Genomic DNA, 16,182 nt, shown 5'->3' with positions numbered 1-16,182 from the left:
AACTGGAGGGGTGGGTTTGAAATGGCAAAGGAGCCGTCGCGATGTTTGAAAATCTGTCCGAACGCCTCTCTGGTGTTTTTGACCGCCTTACCAAACAAGGCGCCCTGAGCGATTCTGATGTCTCAACTGCATTGCGTGAAGTCCGCGTTGCCCTGCTGGAAGCCGATGTTTCGCTGTCTGTCACTCGTGACTTTGTTAAGGCGGTACAGGAAAAGGCCGCCGGACAATCTGTTACCAAATCCGTGACGCCCGGCCAGCAGGTCGTAAAGATCGTCCATGACGAACTTGTGCATGTCCTTGCAGGTGATGAAACCGAACCGGGTGAGCTGAAGGTAGACAACCCGCCCGCGCCCATCCTGATGGTTGGCCTGCAGGGCTCTGGTAAAACGACAACCACAGCAAAGCTCGCCAAACGCCTTTCAGAAAAGAACGGTAAGCGGGTTCTGATGGCCTCGCTCGATACGCAGCGTCCGGCGGCACAAGAACAGCTTGCAATCCTTGGCAAACAAATCGGCGTGGATACACTGCCGATTATCAAGGGTCAGTCCGCCGTTGATATCGCAAAACGCGCCAAACAGCAGGCAACGCTCGCGGGCTATGACGTCTACATGCTCGACACCGCAGGCCGCTTGCACATCGATCAGGTGCTGATGGATGAGGTGCAGGCTGTTCGCGATGTCGCCAACCCGCGCGAAACCCTGCTTGTCGTCGATGGTCTGACTGGCCAGGACGCGGTAAATGTTGCCGAAGAATTTGACGGCAAAGTCGGCATCAGCGGTGTTGTCCTGACCCGGATGGACGGTGACGGACGTGGTGGTGCCGCGCTTTCCATGCGCGCTGTCACGGGCAAGCCAATCAAATACGTTGGTCTTGGCGAAAAGCTGGACGCGATCGAAGAGTTCCACCCGGAACGTGTTGCTGGCCGTATCCTTGGTATGGGCGATATCGTTTCGCTTGTTGAAAAAGCTCAGGAAACCATTGAGGCCGAACAAGCTGAGCGCATGATGAAGCGCTTCCAAAAAGGTCTGTTCAACATGAACGACCTGAAAGCGCAGCTTGAGCAGATGATGAAAATGGGCGGCATGGAAGGCATCATGGGTATGATGCCGGGCATGGGCAAAATGGCCAAGCAGGTTGAAGAAGCCGGCTTTAACGACAAAGTTCTGAAACGTCAGGTCGCCCTCATCCAGTCGATGACTAAAAAAGAACGTGCCAATCCACAGATCCTGCAGGCAAGTCGCAAAAAACGCATCGCGAAAGGCGCTGGCCTTGAGGTTTCTGATTTGAACAAGCTTCTGAAAATGCATCGCCAGATGGCTGACATGATGAAGAAGATGGGCAAAATGGGCAAACGTGGCATGCTGAAGGGTGCGCTTGGCAGCATGTTTGGCAAAGGCGGCGGGATGCCTGGAATGCCAGGCGATATGGACCCATCTGCGATGGACCCCAAAGCACTGGAAGCCGCAGCTAAGAAAATGGGGGGTCTTCCCGGTCTTGGCGGCGGCCCTCTGCCCCCCGGTTTGTCAGGGTTTGGTAAAAAGAAATGAAAATATCCGTCCCCACACTTGAAACAGAACGCCTGATCCTGCGCGAACATCGCGCCGAGGATTTTGAGCCGTTGGCAGAGTTTTATGCCGATGATGCGCGCTGTGCTGGGTTCGGAGGGCCGCTCGGCCGCGAAGACAGTTGGCGCTGGCTCGCGTCTTCTATTGGTCACTGGCAATTGCGCGGCTACGGCTATTGGTCGGTTGAGGAAAAATCCAGCGGTACATTCTGTGGTCTTGTTGGCCTTTGGAACCCCGAAGGCTGGCGCGAGCCTGAACTGGGCTGGGCCATGGTGGCCAACGCAGAAGGTCAGGGAATTGCTTATGAAGCTGCGGCGCATGTTCGTGACTACACGTTCGGCACGCTGAACTGGCCGACCCTCACAAGCAACATCGTACCCGACAACGCGCGCTCTATTGCGCTCGCGGAACGGCTTGGCGCGAAACTGGATGGAAGCTACGACAACCCACATATGGGCCTCGTCCATGTCTACCGTCACCCAAAACCGGAGGCGAGCAATGACAGATGATGCAACCCGCGCCGAAGAGGTGCTGAAGGAACATCGTGAAAGCATTGACCGGCTTGACGCTGTGTTGGTTTACACACTTGCCGAGCGTTTCAAACACACGCAGGCCGTCGGTAAACTGAAGGCACAACATTCTTTGCCGCCATCTGACCCGATGCGCGAAGCAAAACAGATCGAACGTCTTCAGCGTATGGCGCTGGAGGCAGACCTTAACCCCGAATTCGCTAAAGAGTTTTTGAGCTTCATAATTAGCGAAGTCATTCATCACCACGAAAAACATCAGGAATAACAGTCGGCAATTAGTCCGTCTCAATCATCTTAAGGAGAACTCACAATGGCTATGAAAATCAGGCTCGCTCGCGGTGGCAGCAAAAAACGCCCCTTCTATCGTATCGTTGCTACGGACACCCGTATGCCACGCGATGGTCGTTTTATCGAAAAACTGGGCACCTATAACCCGCTGCTCGCTAAAGACAGCGAAGACCGCGTAAAAATGGAGCTTGATCGCGTAAAATACTGGCTTGGCGAAGGTGCAAAGCCAACTGACCGTGTGTCCCGTATGCTGGAAGCTGCTGGTGTTCTGGAGAAGAAGACCCGCAACAACCCTAAATCAGCTGTTCCAGGTAAAAAAGCCACTGAGCGCGCTGAAGAAAAAGCTTCAAAAGCTGCCGCTGCTGTCGAAGCAGCTGCCGCTCCTGCAGAAGCTCCAGCCGAGGAGCCGGTTGAAGAAGTGGCTGAAGAAGCCTCTGCTGAATAAGCGGGGCCGGCTGGGTCATGGCGCAATTTTCGGATCAGTTCCGACAAGAGCTTGACCAGTTAATGAGGTGGCGCCGTGATGTCCGCCACTTTCGCACAGACTCTGTCGAAAGTGCTTTGATTGATCGTTGTCTTGCAACCTTCAATCTGGCGCCTTCCGTCGGTTTGTCGGAACCGTGGCGTGTTGTTCGGCTTCGATCGGCAGCGGCGCGAGCCGCAGCACTATCGAATTTCGAATCTGCCAATCAAGACGCACTAAACGGTTACTCAGGTGAAAAATCCGAGATTTATGCCGGGTTGAAACTGAGTGGAATGCGCGATGCCCCAGAGCAATTCGGTGTGTTCTGCGATGAGCAAACCGAAAAGGGTGCAGGCCTTGGCGCAGCTACGATGCCAGAAATGCGCCGCTATTCTGTTGTCGCGGCCATCACGCAATTCTGGCTGGCTGCACGTGCTGAAGGGTTGGGTGTTGGCTGGGTATCAATCCTCGATCCGGAACAACTTGCTCGTGATATTGATATTCCGGAAGGCTGGGCATTAGTTTCGTATCTTTGCGTCGGCTGGCCCAAAGATGATATGGAAACACCAGAGTTGGAACGTGCCGGTTGGGAAGACCGACGCGGTCATTTGCCTATCGTAGACCGTTAGAGCGCTTTAAAGCCTCTTGCATCAGAACCGCGCGCTCCGCGCTTAGGGCTAAGGGATAACCGATGTCAGACCGTATTTGCGTAGGCGCCATCGCTGGTTCTTATGGAGTAAAGGGTGAGGTTCGCTTGAAAAGCTTTTGTGCTGATCCAGAGGCAATTGCTGACTTTGATCCGCTGTTTTCGGAAGACGGAACTCAAAGGTACTCCGTCACTCTGACACATGTCGTCAAGAATGGGTTTTCCGCTAAAATAAACGGCGTTTCCAACAAGGAGCAGGCGGAGAAACTGCGCGGTATAAGGCTATTTGCTGATCGCGATCAACTGCCTGAATTACCGGACGATGAATTTTACCACGCAGATTTAATTGGCCTGACGGTTTTGGATACCGGAGGCAACGTTCTTGGCCGCGTTAAGAATGTGCAGAATTACGGGGCAGGCGATTTGCTGGAAATTGAAGGTTCTGTCTTGGAAAATACGGTGCTGCTTCCTTTTACCAAAGAGATTGTCCCAACGGTCGATCTGGCTGGGGGTCGCATAATCGCGGATCCCCCCGAGGGGATCTATCCGGAATGACCCATCTTTTTCCTGTTACCGGCATTCATGTTGGAGTTTCACGAGATGAGTAATAGCCCATCCAAATCTCATGGCCGTCTCTCCATATCTGCGACGGCAACGCCTCGCGAACTTATTCAAGACAAACCACACCTGAAAGACGCGTGGACCGTCAAGATCGTCACGTTATTCCCCGAGGTTTTTCCCGGTGTTCTGGGGGCATCTCTTACCGGAAAAGCGTTGCAGGAGGGGCTGTGGCGACTAGAGACTATTGACCTTAGACCATTTGGCGAAGGCAAGCATCGCAATGTTGACGCCCCGCCCTATGGGGGGGGTGCCGGGATGGTCCTGCGTTCCGATGTTGTTGCAAAGGCGTTGAAACACGCTGAACGGGATACACCGGTGGACCGCGCAAAATGGCCAGTGGTTTATCTTTCACCTCGCGGCAAGCCCTTTACACAGGCAATGGCGCAAGAATTTTCAGAGGCCGAAGGAATGACTTTGCTTTGCGGTCGTTTTGAAGGCGTGGACGAACGCGTGATCGAACATTTCGATATCACGGAAGTCTCGCTTGGTGACTTTGTCTTGACAGGCGGAGAGATTGCAGCACAGGCCTTGATTGATGCGACAGTCCGGCTTATACCGCGCGTGCTTGGGAATCAGGAATCTACCGAGGACGAATCGTTCGCGGCTGGATTGCTTGAGCACCCGCAATACACGAAACCAGCCGTTTGGGAGGGTCGTGAGATACCGGAAATTCTTCTTTCCGGGCATCACGCGAAGATAACCGATTGGCGGCAGGTTATGGCCGAAAGGCTAACTAAGGAACGTCGACCTGACCTCTGGCGGGCTTATTGTGAAGAACACGATAGGGACCCGGTTGAAGACCAAGAGCTATCGGGGCGCGCAAACCTTCGTGGAAAAACCACGAGCAAAAAAGGATCATAGCGATGAATCTAATCGCACAACTGGAAGCCGAGCAAATTGCAGCGCTTGGCAAAGACATTCCAGATTTCAAAGCGGGTGACACTATCCGCGTTGGGTTTAAAGTGACAGAGGGCTCGCGCACGCGTGTCCAGAACTACGAAGGCGTATGCATCAGCCGTAAAAACGGCAACGGCATTGCTGGCGCGTTCACTGTCCGCAAGATTTCATTTGGTGAAGGTGTTGAACGGGTCTTCCCGCTGCACTCCACCAACATTGATAGCATCACCGTGGTTCGCCGCGGTCGCGTGCGTCGTGCGAAACTTTACTATCTGCGTGAACGTCGTGGTAAATCTGCACGTATCGCTGAACAAACAAATTACAAGCCCGCGTCGGCCAAAGCGTAAGGACGGATAGAATGAGAAAAGACATCCATCCCGAATATCACACGATCAACGTCAAAATGACTGACGGCACGGTCATGGAAATGAAATCGACTTGGGGCAAGGAAGGCGACCAATTGGCGCTGGATATTGATCCTACAGTACACCCTGCATGGACCGGCGGCGGCACGCGCCTGATGGACACTGGCGGTCGCGTCTCCAAGTTCAAAAAGAAATACGAAGGTCTGGGTTTCTAAGCACCCTATACCTGCTCTTATTGCGAACGCCGCTCCTCTCGGGGCGGCGTTTTGCATTTTCATAAAGTTTTTTGCTTACAATTTGTAGGCTGGGCAGCTTGTAGGTCAGATTGTTATGCCACCACCTACCTGCGCTCAAACCCATTTGCTTGCATCAGCGGCAGACGAGACTTGAAGATCGGAACAATCATCGAAAGTGGTCTGCTATGACGTCGGGGGCCTTTTTCCTTGCCGTTTTTCAAAGACGCCAGATTTGACTGTGCCTTCTGGTCAATTCCATTCAGATTCGCCCGCTTTATTGCGTTTTCAAGGCCGACCGGAGCTTCCTGACTTGACCAAAGATTAGCATGTGAAGGTTTGCCCATCGCGACATCTATCGTGATCGGGTTTCCCTCAGTATCGGAAAATTCAAGATCACCGACGGCGCTCTTTACTTTTGTTGCAACGTTGCTCGACTTTTTACGCCCTGATTTTGGAATGACACAAACGAAAATCCCATCTCCGACATATGAGATTTGCAAATTCGGGCTGTTGATCGCATCGGTTATGCAACCGGCAACGCTGTTGACCAGACTTCGAAAATCACTGGATGGAAGTGTTTGGTGGATCGTTTCGATTTCGATAATCTTGAAAGCAACAATCTCCATCGCATAATTACCCATGGGTAACTTCAGAAGGCGATTTTCCAACTCGGTGATATCAACCGCTCCGGTCACCTCTTCGAGGTCGAATTTTTCATCAAGCCTTAGGCTATGCAGACCATCCAGCTGTTCTTTCAACGCTTCCGCATTCAAACGCGCTTCACGTTCCTGATGGACCACATGACTCAACCCATCTGCCGCCCGAATACGAGCGCCAAGTTCCAACCCATGAAACGGTTTGGTTATGTAATCGGTCGCTCCGGCGGCAAACGCACGATCTATATAGCATTGCTCGGATAAGGCGGTGATCATCAGTACCGGAATGTTGGTATATTCTTCGAAACTGCGAATGGTTTTGCACAGCTCGATTCCATCTTTTCCTGGCATTCTAATATCGAGCAGGTAGCAATCGAACGGGTCCTGCGTATTGTTGATAAGCGCCAGTGCCTCGTCTGCAGAGGTTGCGACTGTGATATCGGTGTAGTCCGCATTTACCAGTGCCGACTTCAGAATCTCCAGTGCGATTTCATCATCGTCAACTGCCAGGATCTTCATATCGTCCACTCCAAATATGGCATGCAGAGCCCTTCTGAATGTGCCATCTGATCGTCTTTGATTCTCTCATAATCACGTAGATACGTTGTCCCCGTTGCCTGTATGGAAACAAAGTTTGGTCTAAATATGGCAAAGCGACATTTTGTAAAATCCTGATACGCTGGTCTCTGCCCAGTTATTTCTGATCCATATCTACAGCAAACACCAATCGTAATACGCTCTGTTTCGGAACCGAAAAATGACTTCCGGTGCCTGAAAATACCCCGGCCTAAAGTGGCAGATAAATGCAATTTCACAATAAAACCACATAAGTCCGCCTTGTGCACTGCTGTGGCTTCCCATAATGAAAAACACAACATATAGTTAGCATGTCCATAAGGGCGCGCTTTTTTACGTTGCTGGGAAGGGATATCTGGCTTGGCGCATATCATCGTTGTCGGGAATGAAAAGGGCGGATCAGGTAAGTCGACGACGTCTATGCACGTGGCAACTGCACTTGCGCGGATGGGTCACAAGGTTGGCGCGCTGGATCTGGATCTCAGACAGAAAACATTTGGCCGGTATATCGAAAATCGGAAAGCATTTCTAAATTCGCAAGGATTGGACCTGCCAGTTCCCGATTATCACGATTTGCCAGAAATTGACCGGTCATCGCTACAACCCGGCGAAAACATCTATGATCATCGCTTGTCAGCTGCTGTGGCGACGCTGGAGCCCGATAGTGATTTTATCCTGATCGACTGCCCCGGTTCTCATACACGACTGTCTCAGGTTGCACATTCGCTGGCTGACACATTGATCACACCGTTAAACGACAGCTTCATTGATTTTGACCTGCTTGCCCGGCTGAACTCTGAAACGGGCAAAATCCTGGGTCCATCTGTTTATTCTGAAATGGTATGGAATGCGCGTCAGCTACGCGCACAGGCCGGGCTTCCACCAATTGACTGGATCGTTGTTCGTAACCGACTTGCGGCGCAGCAAATGCACAACAAAAAGAAGATGGGCGAAGCGCTCGAAAATCTGTCTAAACGCATCGGGTTTCGTATTGCGCCCGGTTTCGGAGAACGTGTGATTTTCCGGGAACTTTTTCCACGCGGATTAACGTTGCTTGACCTCAAAGAAGTTGGGGTTGAGCATCTTAATATTTCAAACGTTGCTGCCCGTCAGGAAGTTCGCGATCTTATGAAAGCGCTGCATTTACCGGGCGTGACCGTGAATTTCTAGGGAAAAGCCTTTCTGGACAGGACTCTGTTCTGATAGTTGGGGTGCAAGCCACTGCCAATCGACAGCCAAGAAAAAAGGGCGGCCTCGCGGTCGCCCAGTTTAATTTGTTGGAGGTCACCTTCAGATTGCTACCGGCGTGGCGGACGGACATATCGCTGAATAGAAAGTAGCGAGACTTCGCGACCTTCAGACATCTGGTCCCGAACAACTGCAATAGCATAGATGCCAGAGCCGACCTTCTTCACCATCCGGGTTGTAGGTGCGTCCGGATTGCTAAGGCTTTCAGCAACCTGCATTCCGGTGCCTTCATAGTCGAACATTACGAGCCTCGACGAGTCGCCTAATGAAACGGCGTCTATGACAACAAGACTTTCTTCTTCGACCGAGAACAGAAACCACTGTGTACCCACAGCGGCCACGTTGTCACTCCGCAGGGTCCGATCAAGCAAACCCAGATCGGTGAAAACAATACCGCTACCTGATGGCGGCAAAAGCTCTCCCAGTGCATAAGCCTCGGCCAACATTGCCTCAGCGGTCATTTCCTCGATAGTGACAGAATAAGAACCTGAACCTTCCCCAGAAAATGGGCTAACTGCCAAGCAATATTGACCGGCTGGCAAAGCGACATCCGGCTGGATGCGGCTGTTCGTTCCGAGCCCTTCTCCGTCATCCGAGGTGGAAACTTCCGCTCCTTCCGCATTGTACAAACCAAGGACCGTATCGAAATCATTGCTACGTGCTGTCAATCGCAGTTCAATCGGTTCTGTTGTTTCAAACCGATAGAACTTGTGCCCACTGCTCAGGGTCTGGGCAAAATTCTGTGCTTCAAAACCTGAGCTAAGGCTTGTCGACAAATCGGTTGTTGCATTTGGATCGCCGCACGGATCGGCCGGTGCACCGCTTCCAGCACCTCGTGAAGCAGCCGCTTCAGACCATTCTTCCAGCGTCAGGTTGAAATCTCCGCCGCTGGTGTCGTAACTGCTAACCGAAACGCAGTAGTCCCCGGCAGGCAATACATCCTGAAAACCCAGGTAGCTGTCAGTGCCGCCGCCGCTGTCATCATCCGACCCAAGTTCTGAACCGTTACCGTCTTCCAACGTTAGCAGTGTATCAAAATCACTGCTGCGCACACCAATACTCAGCGCCATCGGCTCTGCAAGACTGAACGCAAAGCTGTCATTTCCTGGGTTACGACCTTGAAGAATCTGCGCCTCAAACCCCGGAGCCAGCGTCGAGTCCAGCGTTACGAGCCCCTCGGCAGAATGGCACCCACCAGCCCCGGCAACAATTCCGGTACTTACTGTTACGGGGATCGTCGTGAAGAAGCCTTGCGGCAGTTCCCCAACCGCAGGGGGAACTTCAGTCAACGTTCTGATCTGAGCACAATAGACACCTGCCGAAAGCGCAGCCCCTAACCGCGAGTTTAAATCTCCTGCACCATCATCGTCAGAGCGCACCATCCGGCCACTGTCATCGAACAATATGATAATCGGGTCAGCTTCGCCTGCTGCGGTTTCCACCGTAATTCCTGTATCGGACTGAATCGTAAGTTCCAGATAGGCCGGTTCACCTCGCGCGATATCAATCAACGTATTGATCGGCTCTGCACCTTCCCCCGTGATAGAATAGCTGCCCTGCGTCAAGGCGAGGGGCTGACCACAGAAGCCTGCATCCTGTGCAAGGACGCCCGTACCCATAAACATAAAGGCGAAAAAAGCGCACAGTTGCGGTTTCGAAAAATTTTTTGTTTTGAACATGTATTCGCTCACTTTCCTAATGAATAGGCCTGGTTTGCATAGCGATGCATTACTTTCTAACGGTCGCTGCCGCACATTATCAAAAGAACCCGTGGGCCATGCGTTTGTCAAATGATCATCTGATTTTTCGCACCTAGCACAGAAAATTAGCGGTCGCACAAAATGCCTGTCAGACAGAAGTGACCCTTCTGGCAGATACCTGCGTTTTCCAAATAAAACAGACGATGAAGATACCGCTCAAGATCAATACAATCGTTGGCGCAGAGGCGCTTCCGATAAAAAAGCTAAAGTAAACCCCCGTGAGACCCGCGAACATTGTTAATAATACCGCCAAAACAAGCATAAGCTCGAACCGCTGCGTCAAAAGAAACGCGATAGCGCCGGGTGCAATCAAAAGACCGATCGCCAGAATAATCCCAACCGCTTTCAGCGTCGCAACAATTGTCAGCGACAAAATCGCGAGCAAACCGTAGTGCAGCAATTTAACATTCAATCCAGCTGCCTGCGCTTGCGCTGGATCAAAGGCGTGCAACAGGAAATCGCGACGTTTCAGTACTACGATCACAGCAACGAAAAGCGCGATTAGGCCAGTTGTCAGGATATCGCCCCAGCTTACGCCCAACATGTTTCCAAACAGGATATGATCCAGATGCACATCAGTTTCGATTTTTGTGTAGATAACCAATCCGAAACCGAACATGCCCGAAAACACCACACCCATGACTGTATCCTGTTTGATGCGGCTATTGTCCTTCAGGAAACCGGTGGCCAGCGCACAGACCATTCCAGCACCAAAAGCACCTATGATGAGCGGAATATTAATCAGATACGCCAGCACCACTCCCGGCAACACCGCGTGGCTAATTGCATCGCCCATCAGGGACCATCCCTTCAGGACCAGATAGCAAGACAACAGCGCAGTCGGCACCGCGATAATTGTGGTGATGATAAAGGCGCGGATCATGAACTCGAATTGAAATGGCAAGAGCAGTTCTTCAATCATGCCCCACCCTCCAATGCATCTGCGGAACGGCGGCGTGCGGCAAGATATCCATGCTTGGGTGCCAGAAAAAAGGCAGTTAAGAATATCAATGTTTGCAGGCAGATGATAATTCCACCTGTCGCGCCATCCAGAAAATAGCTTGCGTAAGCTCCTACAAAACTTGTGATGGATCCAATCGCCACGCTCAACATCAAGAGTCGCGGAAAGCGATCCGTCAGCAAATAGGCTGTCGCCCCCGGTGTCACCACCATTGCGATAACAAGGAACGCACCCACCGTTTGCAAAGCAGCAACACAAGACGCCGACAAGAGCGTGAAAAACAGCACTTTCAAAAGATCAGGTTTCAACCCAATCGATCGCGCATGGTTTTCGTCAAAAAACGCCACCATTAGGTCTTTCCATTTCAACAGAAGAATTGTGAGCGAGACAAACCCGATAACTGCCAATTGCAGTGTATCACCCGGTGTGATCGCCAGGATGTTTCCAAGCGTGATCGTTTGAATGTTAACAGAAGTCGGCGAAATAGAGACCATGAACAACCCGAGCCCGAAAAACGAAGTAAAAATCAGACCAATTATCGCGTCTTCCTTAAGCCCGGATCTCTGGTTCAGAAATAACATCGCCCCGGCCGCCAGCCCCCCTGCCAGAAAGGCACCAAGGGCAAATGGTAATCCCAGCATATAAGCCCCAGCAACACCGGGCACGATAGAATGGCTAAGCGCATCCCCGATCAGTGACCATCCCTTGAGCATCAGATAGGCGGACAGAAATGCACAAACCCCACCCACAAGTGCGCTGACCCACATCGCGTTGATCATGAACCCATAGGTGAAAGGTTCCAGCAGCATTTCCATCAGCTTTCGCCCTCTGGCTTATCGTCGTAAACAACGAAGGGCCGTTCATCATCGGTAATAACCGTAACCTGACGGCTGTCGTCATCGTCATGCAAGTCTTTGCCACCCAGAACAAAATGACGCAACACACCGCCAAAAGCGGCCTCAAGATTCGATTGTGTAAAGGTTTCTTCTGTTAGGCCGTGTGCCAGCACGGTGCCTTTCACCAGAATTGTACGATCACAAAATTCAGGAACAGACCCAAGGTTATGGGTCGACACCAACATCACACGGCCTTCATCACGCATATCACGCAACAGCGCGATGATAGCATCCTCGGTCTGCACATCGACACCTGTGAAAGGTTCATCCAACAAGATGACTTTGCCGTCTTGCGCCAAAGCGCGTGCAAGAAAAACCCGTTTACGCTGCCCGCCAGACAGTTCGCCAATCTGGCGGTGCCGGAACTCACTCATTCCAACTCGGGCCAAGGCCTCTGTCACCGCGCTCCGGTCTTCGTCACGTGTCATCCGCATAAAGTTCATGTGGCCATAGCGGCCCATCATAACCACATCTTCAACCAGTACCGGGAAAGACCAGTCGACTTCTTCGGCCTGCGGCACATAGGCTACGATGTTTTTCTTCAACGCCTCTTTTACCGGCATTCCAAGGATCGAGATTTCACCCTTTGCTACCGGCACAAACCCCATGATCGCCTTGAATAATGTTGACTTTCCAGCCCCATTCACCCCTACAAGCGCTGTTATCGTTCCTGTCGGAATCTCAAAACTGGCGTCTCGCAACGCCGTCAGTCCATTGCGATACGTGACCGTTACGCCTTGTGCGAAAATACCTGAATCAAGCGGCGCCAGCATTGGGATGTCCTATTCAGAATTCGCAGTCAAACCTGCAACTATGGTTTCAGAGGTTACACGAAGCAAATCGAGGTAACTAGGCACGGGTCCGTCCGCTTCGGTCAGAGAGTCAACATAGAGAACACCGCCAAACGCCGCCCCAGTCTCACGGGCCACCTGTTTTGCCGGGTCGCTAGAGACAGTGCTTTCGCAAAATACTGCGCGAATGTTGTTCTCTCGCACACCGTCAATCACCTTGCGCACCTGCTGAGGTGTCCCCGTCTGATCTGCATTGATCGGCCAGAGGTAAAGCTCCTGCATCTCAAAATCCCGGATCAGATAGCTAAAAGCCCCTTCGCAAGTTGCAAGCCAACGTTCACTTTCCGGCACCGCAAGAATGGCGTCCCGCAAGGGTGCAATAGCGGCAACCAGTTCTTGTTTGTAGGCTTCGGCATTCGCCTTATAAATTTCTGCGTTATCAGGGTCATACGTCACAAAGGCGTCCCGAATATTGTCGACGTAAATGATAGCATTGTCCAACGACATCCAGGCATGTGGGTTTGGCTTTCCGTCATAGGCCCCTTCGGAAATACTGACCGGCTCAATGCCTTCGGTCAAAACAACGCTTGGAACATCAGAAAGGTTGCCGAAAAACTGCTCAAACCAAAGTTCAAGGTTCATCCCGTTCCACAAAATCAGATCCGCGTCCTGCGCACGCAAAATATCGCGTGGCGTCGGGTCATATCCATGAATTTCCGCGCCAGGTCGGGTGATCGATTCCACGACTGCGGCATCTCCTGCCACGTTCGATGCCATATCAGCAATAACGGTAAAGGTGGTTACTGCTTTGAATTTTTCTGCTGCGGTTGCAGCCGTACTCACGACAATAAGAAAGGCAGTCGCACTTGTCAGAATTCTAACGATTTTTTGCATTGGGTACCCTTTTGCCCCAAAGGGCTTCGCCAATTGATTATGAGAATCGTTCGCAACTGTCAACTAGATTGCGAATAATTTGCAAAAAGAAACCGTCAGTGTTCTCCAAATGAAAGGATATCAAGATCAAAACGATTTTAATCCAGCAATCTGGTATAAATGTCTGTAAATCAGTTGTTTTACCAGTTTCCAAAAATATCCCCGCCGGAGGCTTCTTTGTCCTCCCCCAGCGGGGCGTCGAATTAAAGTTCGCGTCAGATACAGTCTATAAACAACTGTTTCATGTTCTCAGAATTCAACTCAACCGGATTTCCACCGCAACTCGGATCGTTCAGCGCCATTTCGGTCAGCGTATCGATCTTGTCGGTGCCAACACCCATCTCCGATAGCTTTTTAGGGATGCCAAGATCATCGTTCAGTTTCAGCACATAGCCGAAAAATCCGTTAAAACCGCCGGAGATGCCCAAATACGCGGCGGCCTGATTGAACCTGTCTTCAATCGCGGGCCTGTTAAACGTTAAAACCGGTGGCATTACGACAGCATTCGTTGTGCCGTGATGGGTGTTATAGACCGCGCCAATCGGATGGGAAATTGCGTGAATAGCGCCAAGCCCTTTTTGAAAGGCTGTCGCACCCATCGCTGCCGCTGACATCATATGCGCCCGCGCCTCAAGATCATTTCCATCTTCGTAGGCCCGTGGCAGGTAATCCTTCACCAATCGCATCCCTTCAAGCGCGATACCCTGGCTCATCGGATGGTAGTGCGGACTGCTGAATGCCTCGACACAATGTGCGAAAGCGTCAAGCCCTGTACCAGCGGTGATGAACTTTGGCATTCCAACTGTCAGTTCCGGGTCGCAGATCACAATACTTGGCAAAACCTTTGGGTGAAAAATTATCTTTTTCACATGGGTCACACTGTCAGTGATCACGCTCGCACGGCCCACTTCTGACCCGGTTCCCGCTGTTGTTGGCACGGCAACAATGGGCGCTATCGCGTCTGCGTCCGCGCGCGTCCACCAGTCGCCAATATCTTCAAAATCCCAAATCGGGCGCGTTTGGCCGGCCATGAAGGCAACCATTTTACCAAGGTCAAGGCCCGAACCGCCACCAAAGGCGATAACACCGTCGTGGCCGCCTGTTTTGTAGACCGCAACACCATCCGCGAGGTTCAGCTCGTTCGGGTTCGGGTCCACTTCGGAAAACAGCCCTCGCCCAAGGCCTGCAGCCTCCATGATATCAAGCGTCGTCGCCGTGATCGGCAACCCGGCCAACCCCTTGTCCGTCACCAACAGCGGTTTCTTCATACCTGCGGCCGCGCAGGCCTCGGGCAATTCCTTGATCCGGCCAGCACCGAATTTCATTGTGGTCGGGTAAGACCAATTTCCGACGAGATTCATTTCGTCACCTTTTTCAAATGATATGATTTTGGCCGGGTCAGGTTATGAAAACCAATGACGCTTAGCGCGCCGCCCCGACCGGTGTTTTTGCACCCGGTCCAACAAAGGCCCGGATCAAGATAATCAGCCCTGTTCATGAAGACCGTGCCTGTTTCAACCTCTGCGCCAATCCGGCTTGCCCGTTCTACATCCTGCGTCCAGAGCGATGCTGTCAGGCCGAACTCACTGTCGTTCATCAACATGATCGCTTCTTTATCAGATGATACCTTCATGATCCCAACAACAGGCCCAAAGCTTTCATCCCGCATCACCCGCATTTCGTGAGTTACGTTTGTCAGAACTTGCGGCGTCAAATAGGCACCACTGTCATCTTCGGCAAAGGTATCAATATGCGCAGTCGCGCCCATCGCCAAAGCTTCGTCAATTTGTGCGCGCACCTCTGCTGCAAACCGCACATTCGCCATCGGACCAAGTGTAGTTTCAGTGTCCAGCGGATTGCCAAGCTTATAGCCTTTTACAATCGCCACAGCCTTTTCAACAAAAGCATCAAAAAGGCTTTCATGAACGTAAATCCGTTCAATCCCGCAGCAACACTGGCCTGAGTTGAACATCGCCCCATCGATCAGCGTATCAACCGCTGCGTCGAGGTCAGCATCTTCCATAACATAGCCCGGGTCTTTACCGCCAAGCTCCAGCCCAACACCAGTAAAGGTGCCTGCCGCAGCCATTTCCATTGCCCGTCCACCGCCGACAGACCCGGTGAAATTTACAAATCCAAAGGATTTGGCTGCAATAAGCGCAGACGTCGTGTCATGGTCCAGAAACACATTCTGGAAAACATCCGCTGGAACTCCAGCCTCTGTAAAGGCGCGCACCATCCGCTCGCCAACCAACAGGGTTTGCGTTGCGTGTTTCAGCACCACAGTGTTCCCAGCCATAAGCGCGGGGGCAACCGTGTTGATCGCTGTCATGTAAGGATAGTTCCAAGGGGCCACCACCAGAACAACCCCATGTGGTTCGCGCTTGATGACCCTTTCAAAAGCATTGCTCTCTTCCACCACGATCGGCGCCAGCGTATCCTCGGCGATCTTCGCCATATAACTGGCGCGTTCATTAAAACCGCCAAATTCGCCGCCGTACCGCACCGGACGCCCCATCATATGGGCGAGTTCCGGCACAATCTCGTCACTCATCTCGCCAACACGGGCGACACCAGCCATGACAAGATCAACACGTTCTGCCAACGGTCGCGCAGCCCAGGCTTTTTGCGCAGTCTTTGCGCGTTTGACTACGGCTTCCGCCTCTGACTGAGACAGTACAGGACGGGTGGCATAGACCGATCCATCAATCGGTGAAATGCATTTCAGTTCTTGCGTCATATTATCCCCA

General features: G+C 52.0%; 18 protein-coding genes. 10 read left to right on the top strand and 8 right to left on the bottom strand.

What is annotated here, in order from left to right; translation table 11 throughout:
• Nucleotides 1-41 precede the first annotated feature (41 nt).
• The 9 genes from ffh (at nt 42) to rpmE (ending at nt 5,590) form a co-directional block, all read left to right on the top strand.
• Nucleotides 42-1,547, top strand: coding sequence for a signal recognition particle protein (gene ffh / locus J4E70_RS01515; protein WP_213887294.1), 1,506 nt, complete (start codon nt 42-44; stop codon nt 1,545-1,547).
• Nucleotides 1,544-2,074, top strand: a complete 531-nt coding sequence (locus J4E70_RS01510) for a GNAT family N-acetyltransferase (RefSeq protein WP_213887293.1) — start codon at nt 1,544-1,546, stop codon at nt 2,072-2,074. The genes ffh and J4E70_RS01510 overlap by 4 nt, the downstream gene beginning before the upstream one ends.
• Nucleotides 2,064-2,360: a chorismate mutase gene (locus tag J4E70_RS01505; protein WP_213887292.1), complete on the top strand. Its 297-nt coding sequence runs from the start codon at nt 2,064-2,066 to the stop codon at nt 2,358-2,360. The genes J4E70_RS01510 and J4E70_RS01505 overlap by 11 nt, the downstream gene beginning before the upstream one ends.
• A 45-nt stretch (nt 2,361-2,405) precedes the next feature.
• Nucleotides 2,406-2,828: a 30S ribosomal protein S16 gene (gene rpsP, locus J4E70_RS01500; protein ID WP_213887291.1), complete on the top strand. Its 423-nt coding sequence runs from the start codon at nt 2,406-2,408 to the stop codon at nt 2,826-2,828.
• Nucleotides 2,829-2,845: 17 nt separating this feature from the next.
• On the top strand, nt 2,846-3,475 hold the full coding sequence (gene bluB / locus J4E70_RS01495) for a 5,6-dimethylbenzimidazole synthase (protein WP_213887290.1): 630 nt from the start codon (nt 2,846-2,848) through the stop codon (nt 3,473-3,475).
• Nucleotides 3,476-3,537: 62 nt separating this feature from the next.
• Nucleotides 3,538-4,047, top strand: a complete 510-nt coding sequence (gene rimM, locus J4E70_RS01490) for a ribosome maturation factor RimM (RefSeq protein WP_213887289.1) — start codon at nt 3,538-3,540, stop codon at nt 4,045-4,047.
• Nucleotides 4,048-4,092: 45 nt separating this feature from the next.
• The gene (gene trmD / locus J4E70_RS01485; protein WP_213887288.1) at nt 4,093-4,974 is read left to right on the top strand and encodes a tRNA (guanosine(37)-N1)-methyltransferase TrmD; all 882 of its coding nucleotides are present in this window, start codon (nt 4,093-4,095) and stop codon (nt 4,972-4,974) included.
• A 2-nt stretch (nt 4,975-4,976) separates the two neighbouring features.
• Nucleotides 4,977-5,357 carry a 50S ribosomal protein L19 gene (gene rplS / locus J4E70_RS01480; RefSeq protein WP_213887287.1) on the top strand — a complete coding sequence of 127 codons (381 nt, stop codon included), beginning with the start codon at nt 4,977-4,979 and terminating at the stop codon, nt 5,355-5,357.
• 11 nt (nt 5,358-5,368) lie between these two features.
• Nucleotides 5,369-5,590: a 50S ribosomal protein L31 gene (gene rpmE / locus J4E70_RS01475; protein WP_213887286.1), complete on the top strand. Its 222-nt coding sequence runs from the start codon at nt 5,369-5,371 to the stop codon at nt 5,588-5,590.
• A 125-nt stretch (nt 5,591-5,715) separates the two neighbouring features.
• On the opposite strand, the gene J4E70_RS01470 is transcribed toward rpmE, so the two are convergent.
• A complete protein-coding gene (locus J4E70_RS01470) occupies nt 5,716-6,786 on the bottom strand; it encodes a response regulator transcription factor (protein WP_213887285.1) in 1,071 nt (356 codons plus the stop codon).
• 417 nt (nt 6,787-7,203) lie between these two features.
• On the opposite strand from J4E70_RS01470, the gene J4E70_RS01465 reads away from it, so the two are divergent.
• Nucleotides 7,204-8,013, top strand: coding sequence for a division plane positioning ATPase MipZ (locus J4E70_RS01465; protein WP_246531558.1), 810 nt, complete (start codon nt 7,204-7,206; stop codon nt 8,011-8,013).
• Nucleotides 8,014-8,141: 128 nt separating this feature from the next.
• Here J4E70_RS01465 and J4E70_RS01460 read toward each other — a convergent pair whose 3' ends face one another.
• The 7 genes from J4E70_RS01460 to J4E70_RS01430 all read right to left on the bottom strand — a co-directional run bounded on the left by J4E70_RS01460 (nt 8,142) and on the right by J4E70_RS01430 (nt 16,172).
• Complete coding sequence (locus J4E70_RS01460; protein WP_213887284.1) at nt 8,142-9,770, bottom strand: hypothetical protein; 1,629 nt, start codon at nt 9,768-9,770, stop codon at nt 8,142-8,144.
• 169 nt (nt 9,771-9,939) lie between these two features.
• Nucleotides 9,940-10,773 (bottom strand): metal ABC transporter permease, encoded by an 834-nt coding sequence (locus J4E70_RS01455; protein WP_213887283.1) that lies wholly within the window; start codon nt 10,771-10,773, stop codon nt 9,940-9,942.
• Entirely contained in the window at nt 10,770-11,627 is an 858-nt protein-coding gene (locus J4E70_RS01450) for a metal ABC transporter permease (protein WP_213887282.1), read from the bottom strand. Before J4E70_RS01450 ends, J4E70_RS01455 begins: the two co-directional genes overlap by 4 nt.
• Nucleotides 11,627-12,481 carry a manganese/iron ABC transporter ATP-binding protein gene (locus J4E70_RS01445; protein WP_213887281.1) on the bottom strand — a complete coding sequence of 285 codons (855 nt, stop codon included), beginning with the start codon at nt 12,479-12,481 and terminating at the stop codon, nt 11,627-11,629. The genes J4E70_RS01450 and J4E70_RS01445 overlap by 1 nt, the downstream gene beginning before the upstream one ends.
• A gap of 9 nt (nt 12,482-12,490) precedes the next feature.
• Nucleotides 12,491-13,393 (bottom strand): metal ABC transporter substrate-binding protein, encoded by a 903-nt coding sequence (locus J4E70_RS01440; RefSeq protein WP_213887280.1) that lies wholly within the window; start codon nt 13,391-13,393, stop codon nt 12,491-12,493.
• 254 nt (nt 13,394-13,647) lie between these two features.
• The gene (locus J4E70_RS01435; RefSeq protein ID WP_213887279.1) at nt 13,648-14,793 is read right to left on the bottom strand and encodes an iron-containing alcohol dehydrogenase; all 1,146 of its coding nucleotides are present in this window, start codon (nt 14,791-14,793) and stop codon (nt 13,648-13,650) included.
• Nucleotides 14,790-16,172 carry an aldehyde dehydrogenase family protein gene (locus tag J4E70_RS01430; RefSeq protein WP_213887278.1) on the bottom strand — a complete coding sequence of 461 codons (1,383 nt, stop codon included), beginning with the start codon at nt 16,170-16,172 and terminating at the stop codon, nt 14,790-14,792. The genes J4E70_RS01435 and J4E70_RS01430 overlap by 4 nt, the downstream gene beginning before the upstream one ends.
• Between the last annotated feature and the right edge of the window lie 10 nt (nt 16,173-16,182).

Source organism: Pseudohalocynthiibacter aestuariivivens (genome assembly GCF_018457175.1).
Classification (GTDB): domain Bacteria; phylum Pseudomonadota; class Alphaproteobacteria; order Rhodobacterales; family Rhodobacteraceae; genus Pseudohalocynthiibacter; species Pseudohalocynthiibacter aestuariivivens.
The sequence above is the reverse complement of the archived record's forward strand: the minus strand, read 5'-3'. Positions and strand labels throughout refer to the sequence as shown.

Bases quoted from the DNA above. Each gene is read 5' to 3' on its own strand.
- J4E70_RS01505 (WP_213887292.1), top strand. From the start codon at position 2,064: ATGACAGATGATGCAACCCGCGCCGAAGAGGTGCTGAAGGAACATCGT.
- ffh (WP_213887294.1), top strand. From the start codon at position 42: ATGTTTGAAAATCTGTCCGAACGCCTCTCTGGTGTTTTTGACCGCCTT.
- J4E70_RS01510 (WP_213887293.1), top strand. From the start codon at position 1,544: ATGAAAATATCCGTCCCCACACTTGAAACAGAACGCCTGATCCTGCGC.
- J4E70_RS01470 (WP_213887285.1), bottom strand. From the start codon at position 6,786: ATGAAGATCCTGGCAGTTGACGATGATGAAATCGCACTGGAGATTCTG.
- J4E70_RS01450 (WP_213887282.1), bottom strand. From the start codon at position 11,627: ATGGAAATGCTGCTGGAACCTTTCACCTATGGGTTCATGATCAACGCG.
- bluB (WP_213887290.1), top strand. From the start codon at position 2,846: ATGGCGCAATTTTCGGATCAGTTCCGACAAGAGCTTGACCAGTTAATG.
- J4E70_RS01455 (WP_213887283.1), bottom strand. From the start codon at position 10,773: ATGATTGAAGAACTGCTCTTGCCATTTCAATTCGAGTTCATGATCCGC.
- J4E70_RS01430 (WP_213887278.1), bottom strand. From the start codon at position 16,172: ATGACGCAAGAACTGAAATGCATTTCACCGATTGATGGATCGGTCTAT.
- rpmE (WP_213887286.1), top strand. From the start codon at position 5,369: ATGAGAAAAGACATCCATCCCGAATATCACACGATCAACGTCAAAATG.
- J4E70_RS01440 (WP_213887280.1), bottom strand. From the start codon at position 13,393: ATGCAAAAAATCGTTAGAATTCTGACAAGTGCGACTGCCTTTCTTATT.
- rpsP (WP_213887291.1), top strand. From the start codon at position 2,406: ATGGCTATGAAAATCAGGCTCGCTCGCGGTGGCAGCAAAAAACGCCCC.
- rplS (WP_213887287.1), top strand. From the start codon at position 4,977: ATGAATCTAATCGCACAACTGGAAGCCGAGCAAATTGCAGCGCTTGGC.
- rimM (WP_213887289.1), top strand. From the start codon at position 3,538: ATGTCAGACCGTATTTGCGTAGGCGCCATCGCTGGTTCTTATGGAGTA.
- trmD (WP_213887288.1), top strand. From the start codon at position 4,093: ATGAGTAATAGCCCATCCAAATCTCATGGCCGTCTCTCCATATCTGCG.
- J4E70_RS01445 (WP_213887281.1), bottom strand. From the start codon at position 12,481: ATGCTGGCGCCGCTTGATTCAGGTATTTTCGCACAAGGCGTAACGGTC.
- J4E70_RS01435 (WP_213887279.1), bottom strand. From the start codon at position 14,793: ATGAATCTCGTCGGAAATTGGTCTTACCCGACCACAATGAAATTCGGT.
- J4E70_RS01460 (WP_213887284.1), bottom strand. From the start codon at position 9,770: ATGTTCAAAACAAAAAATTTTTCGAAACCGCAACTGTGCGCTTTTTTC.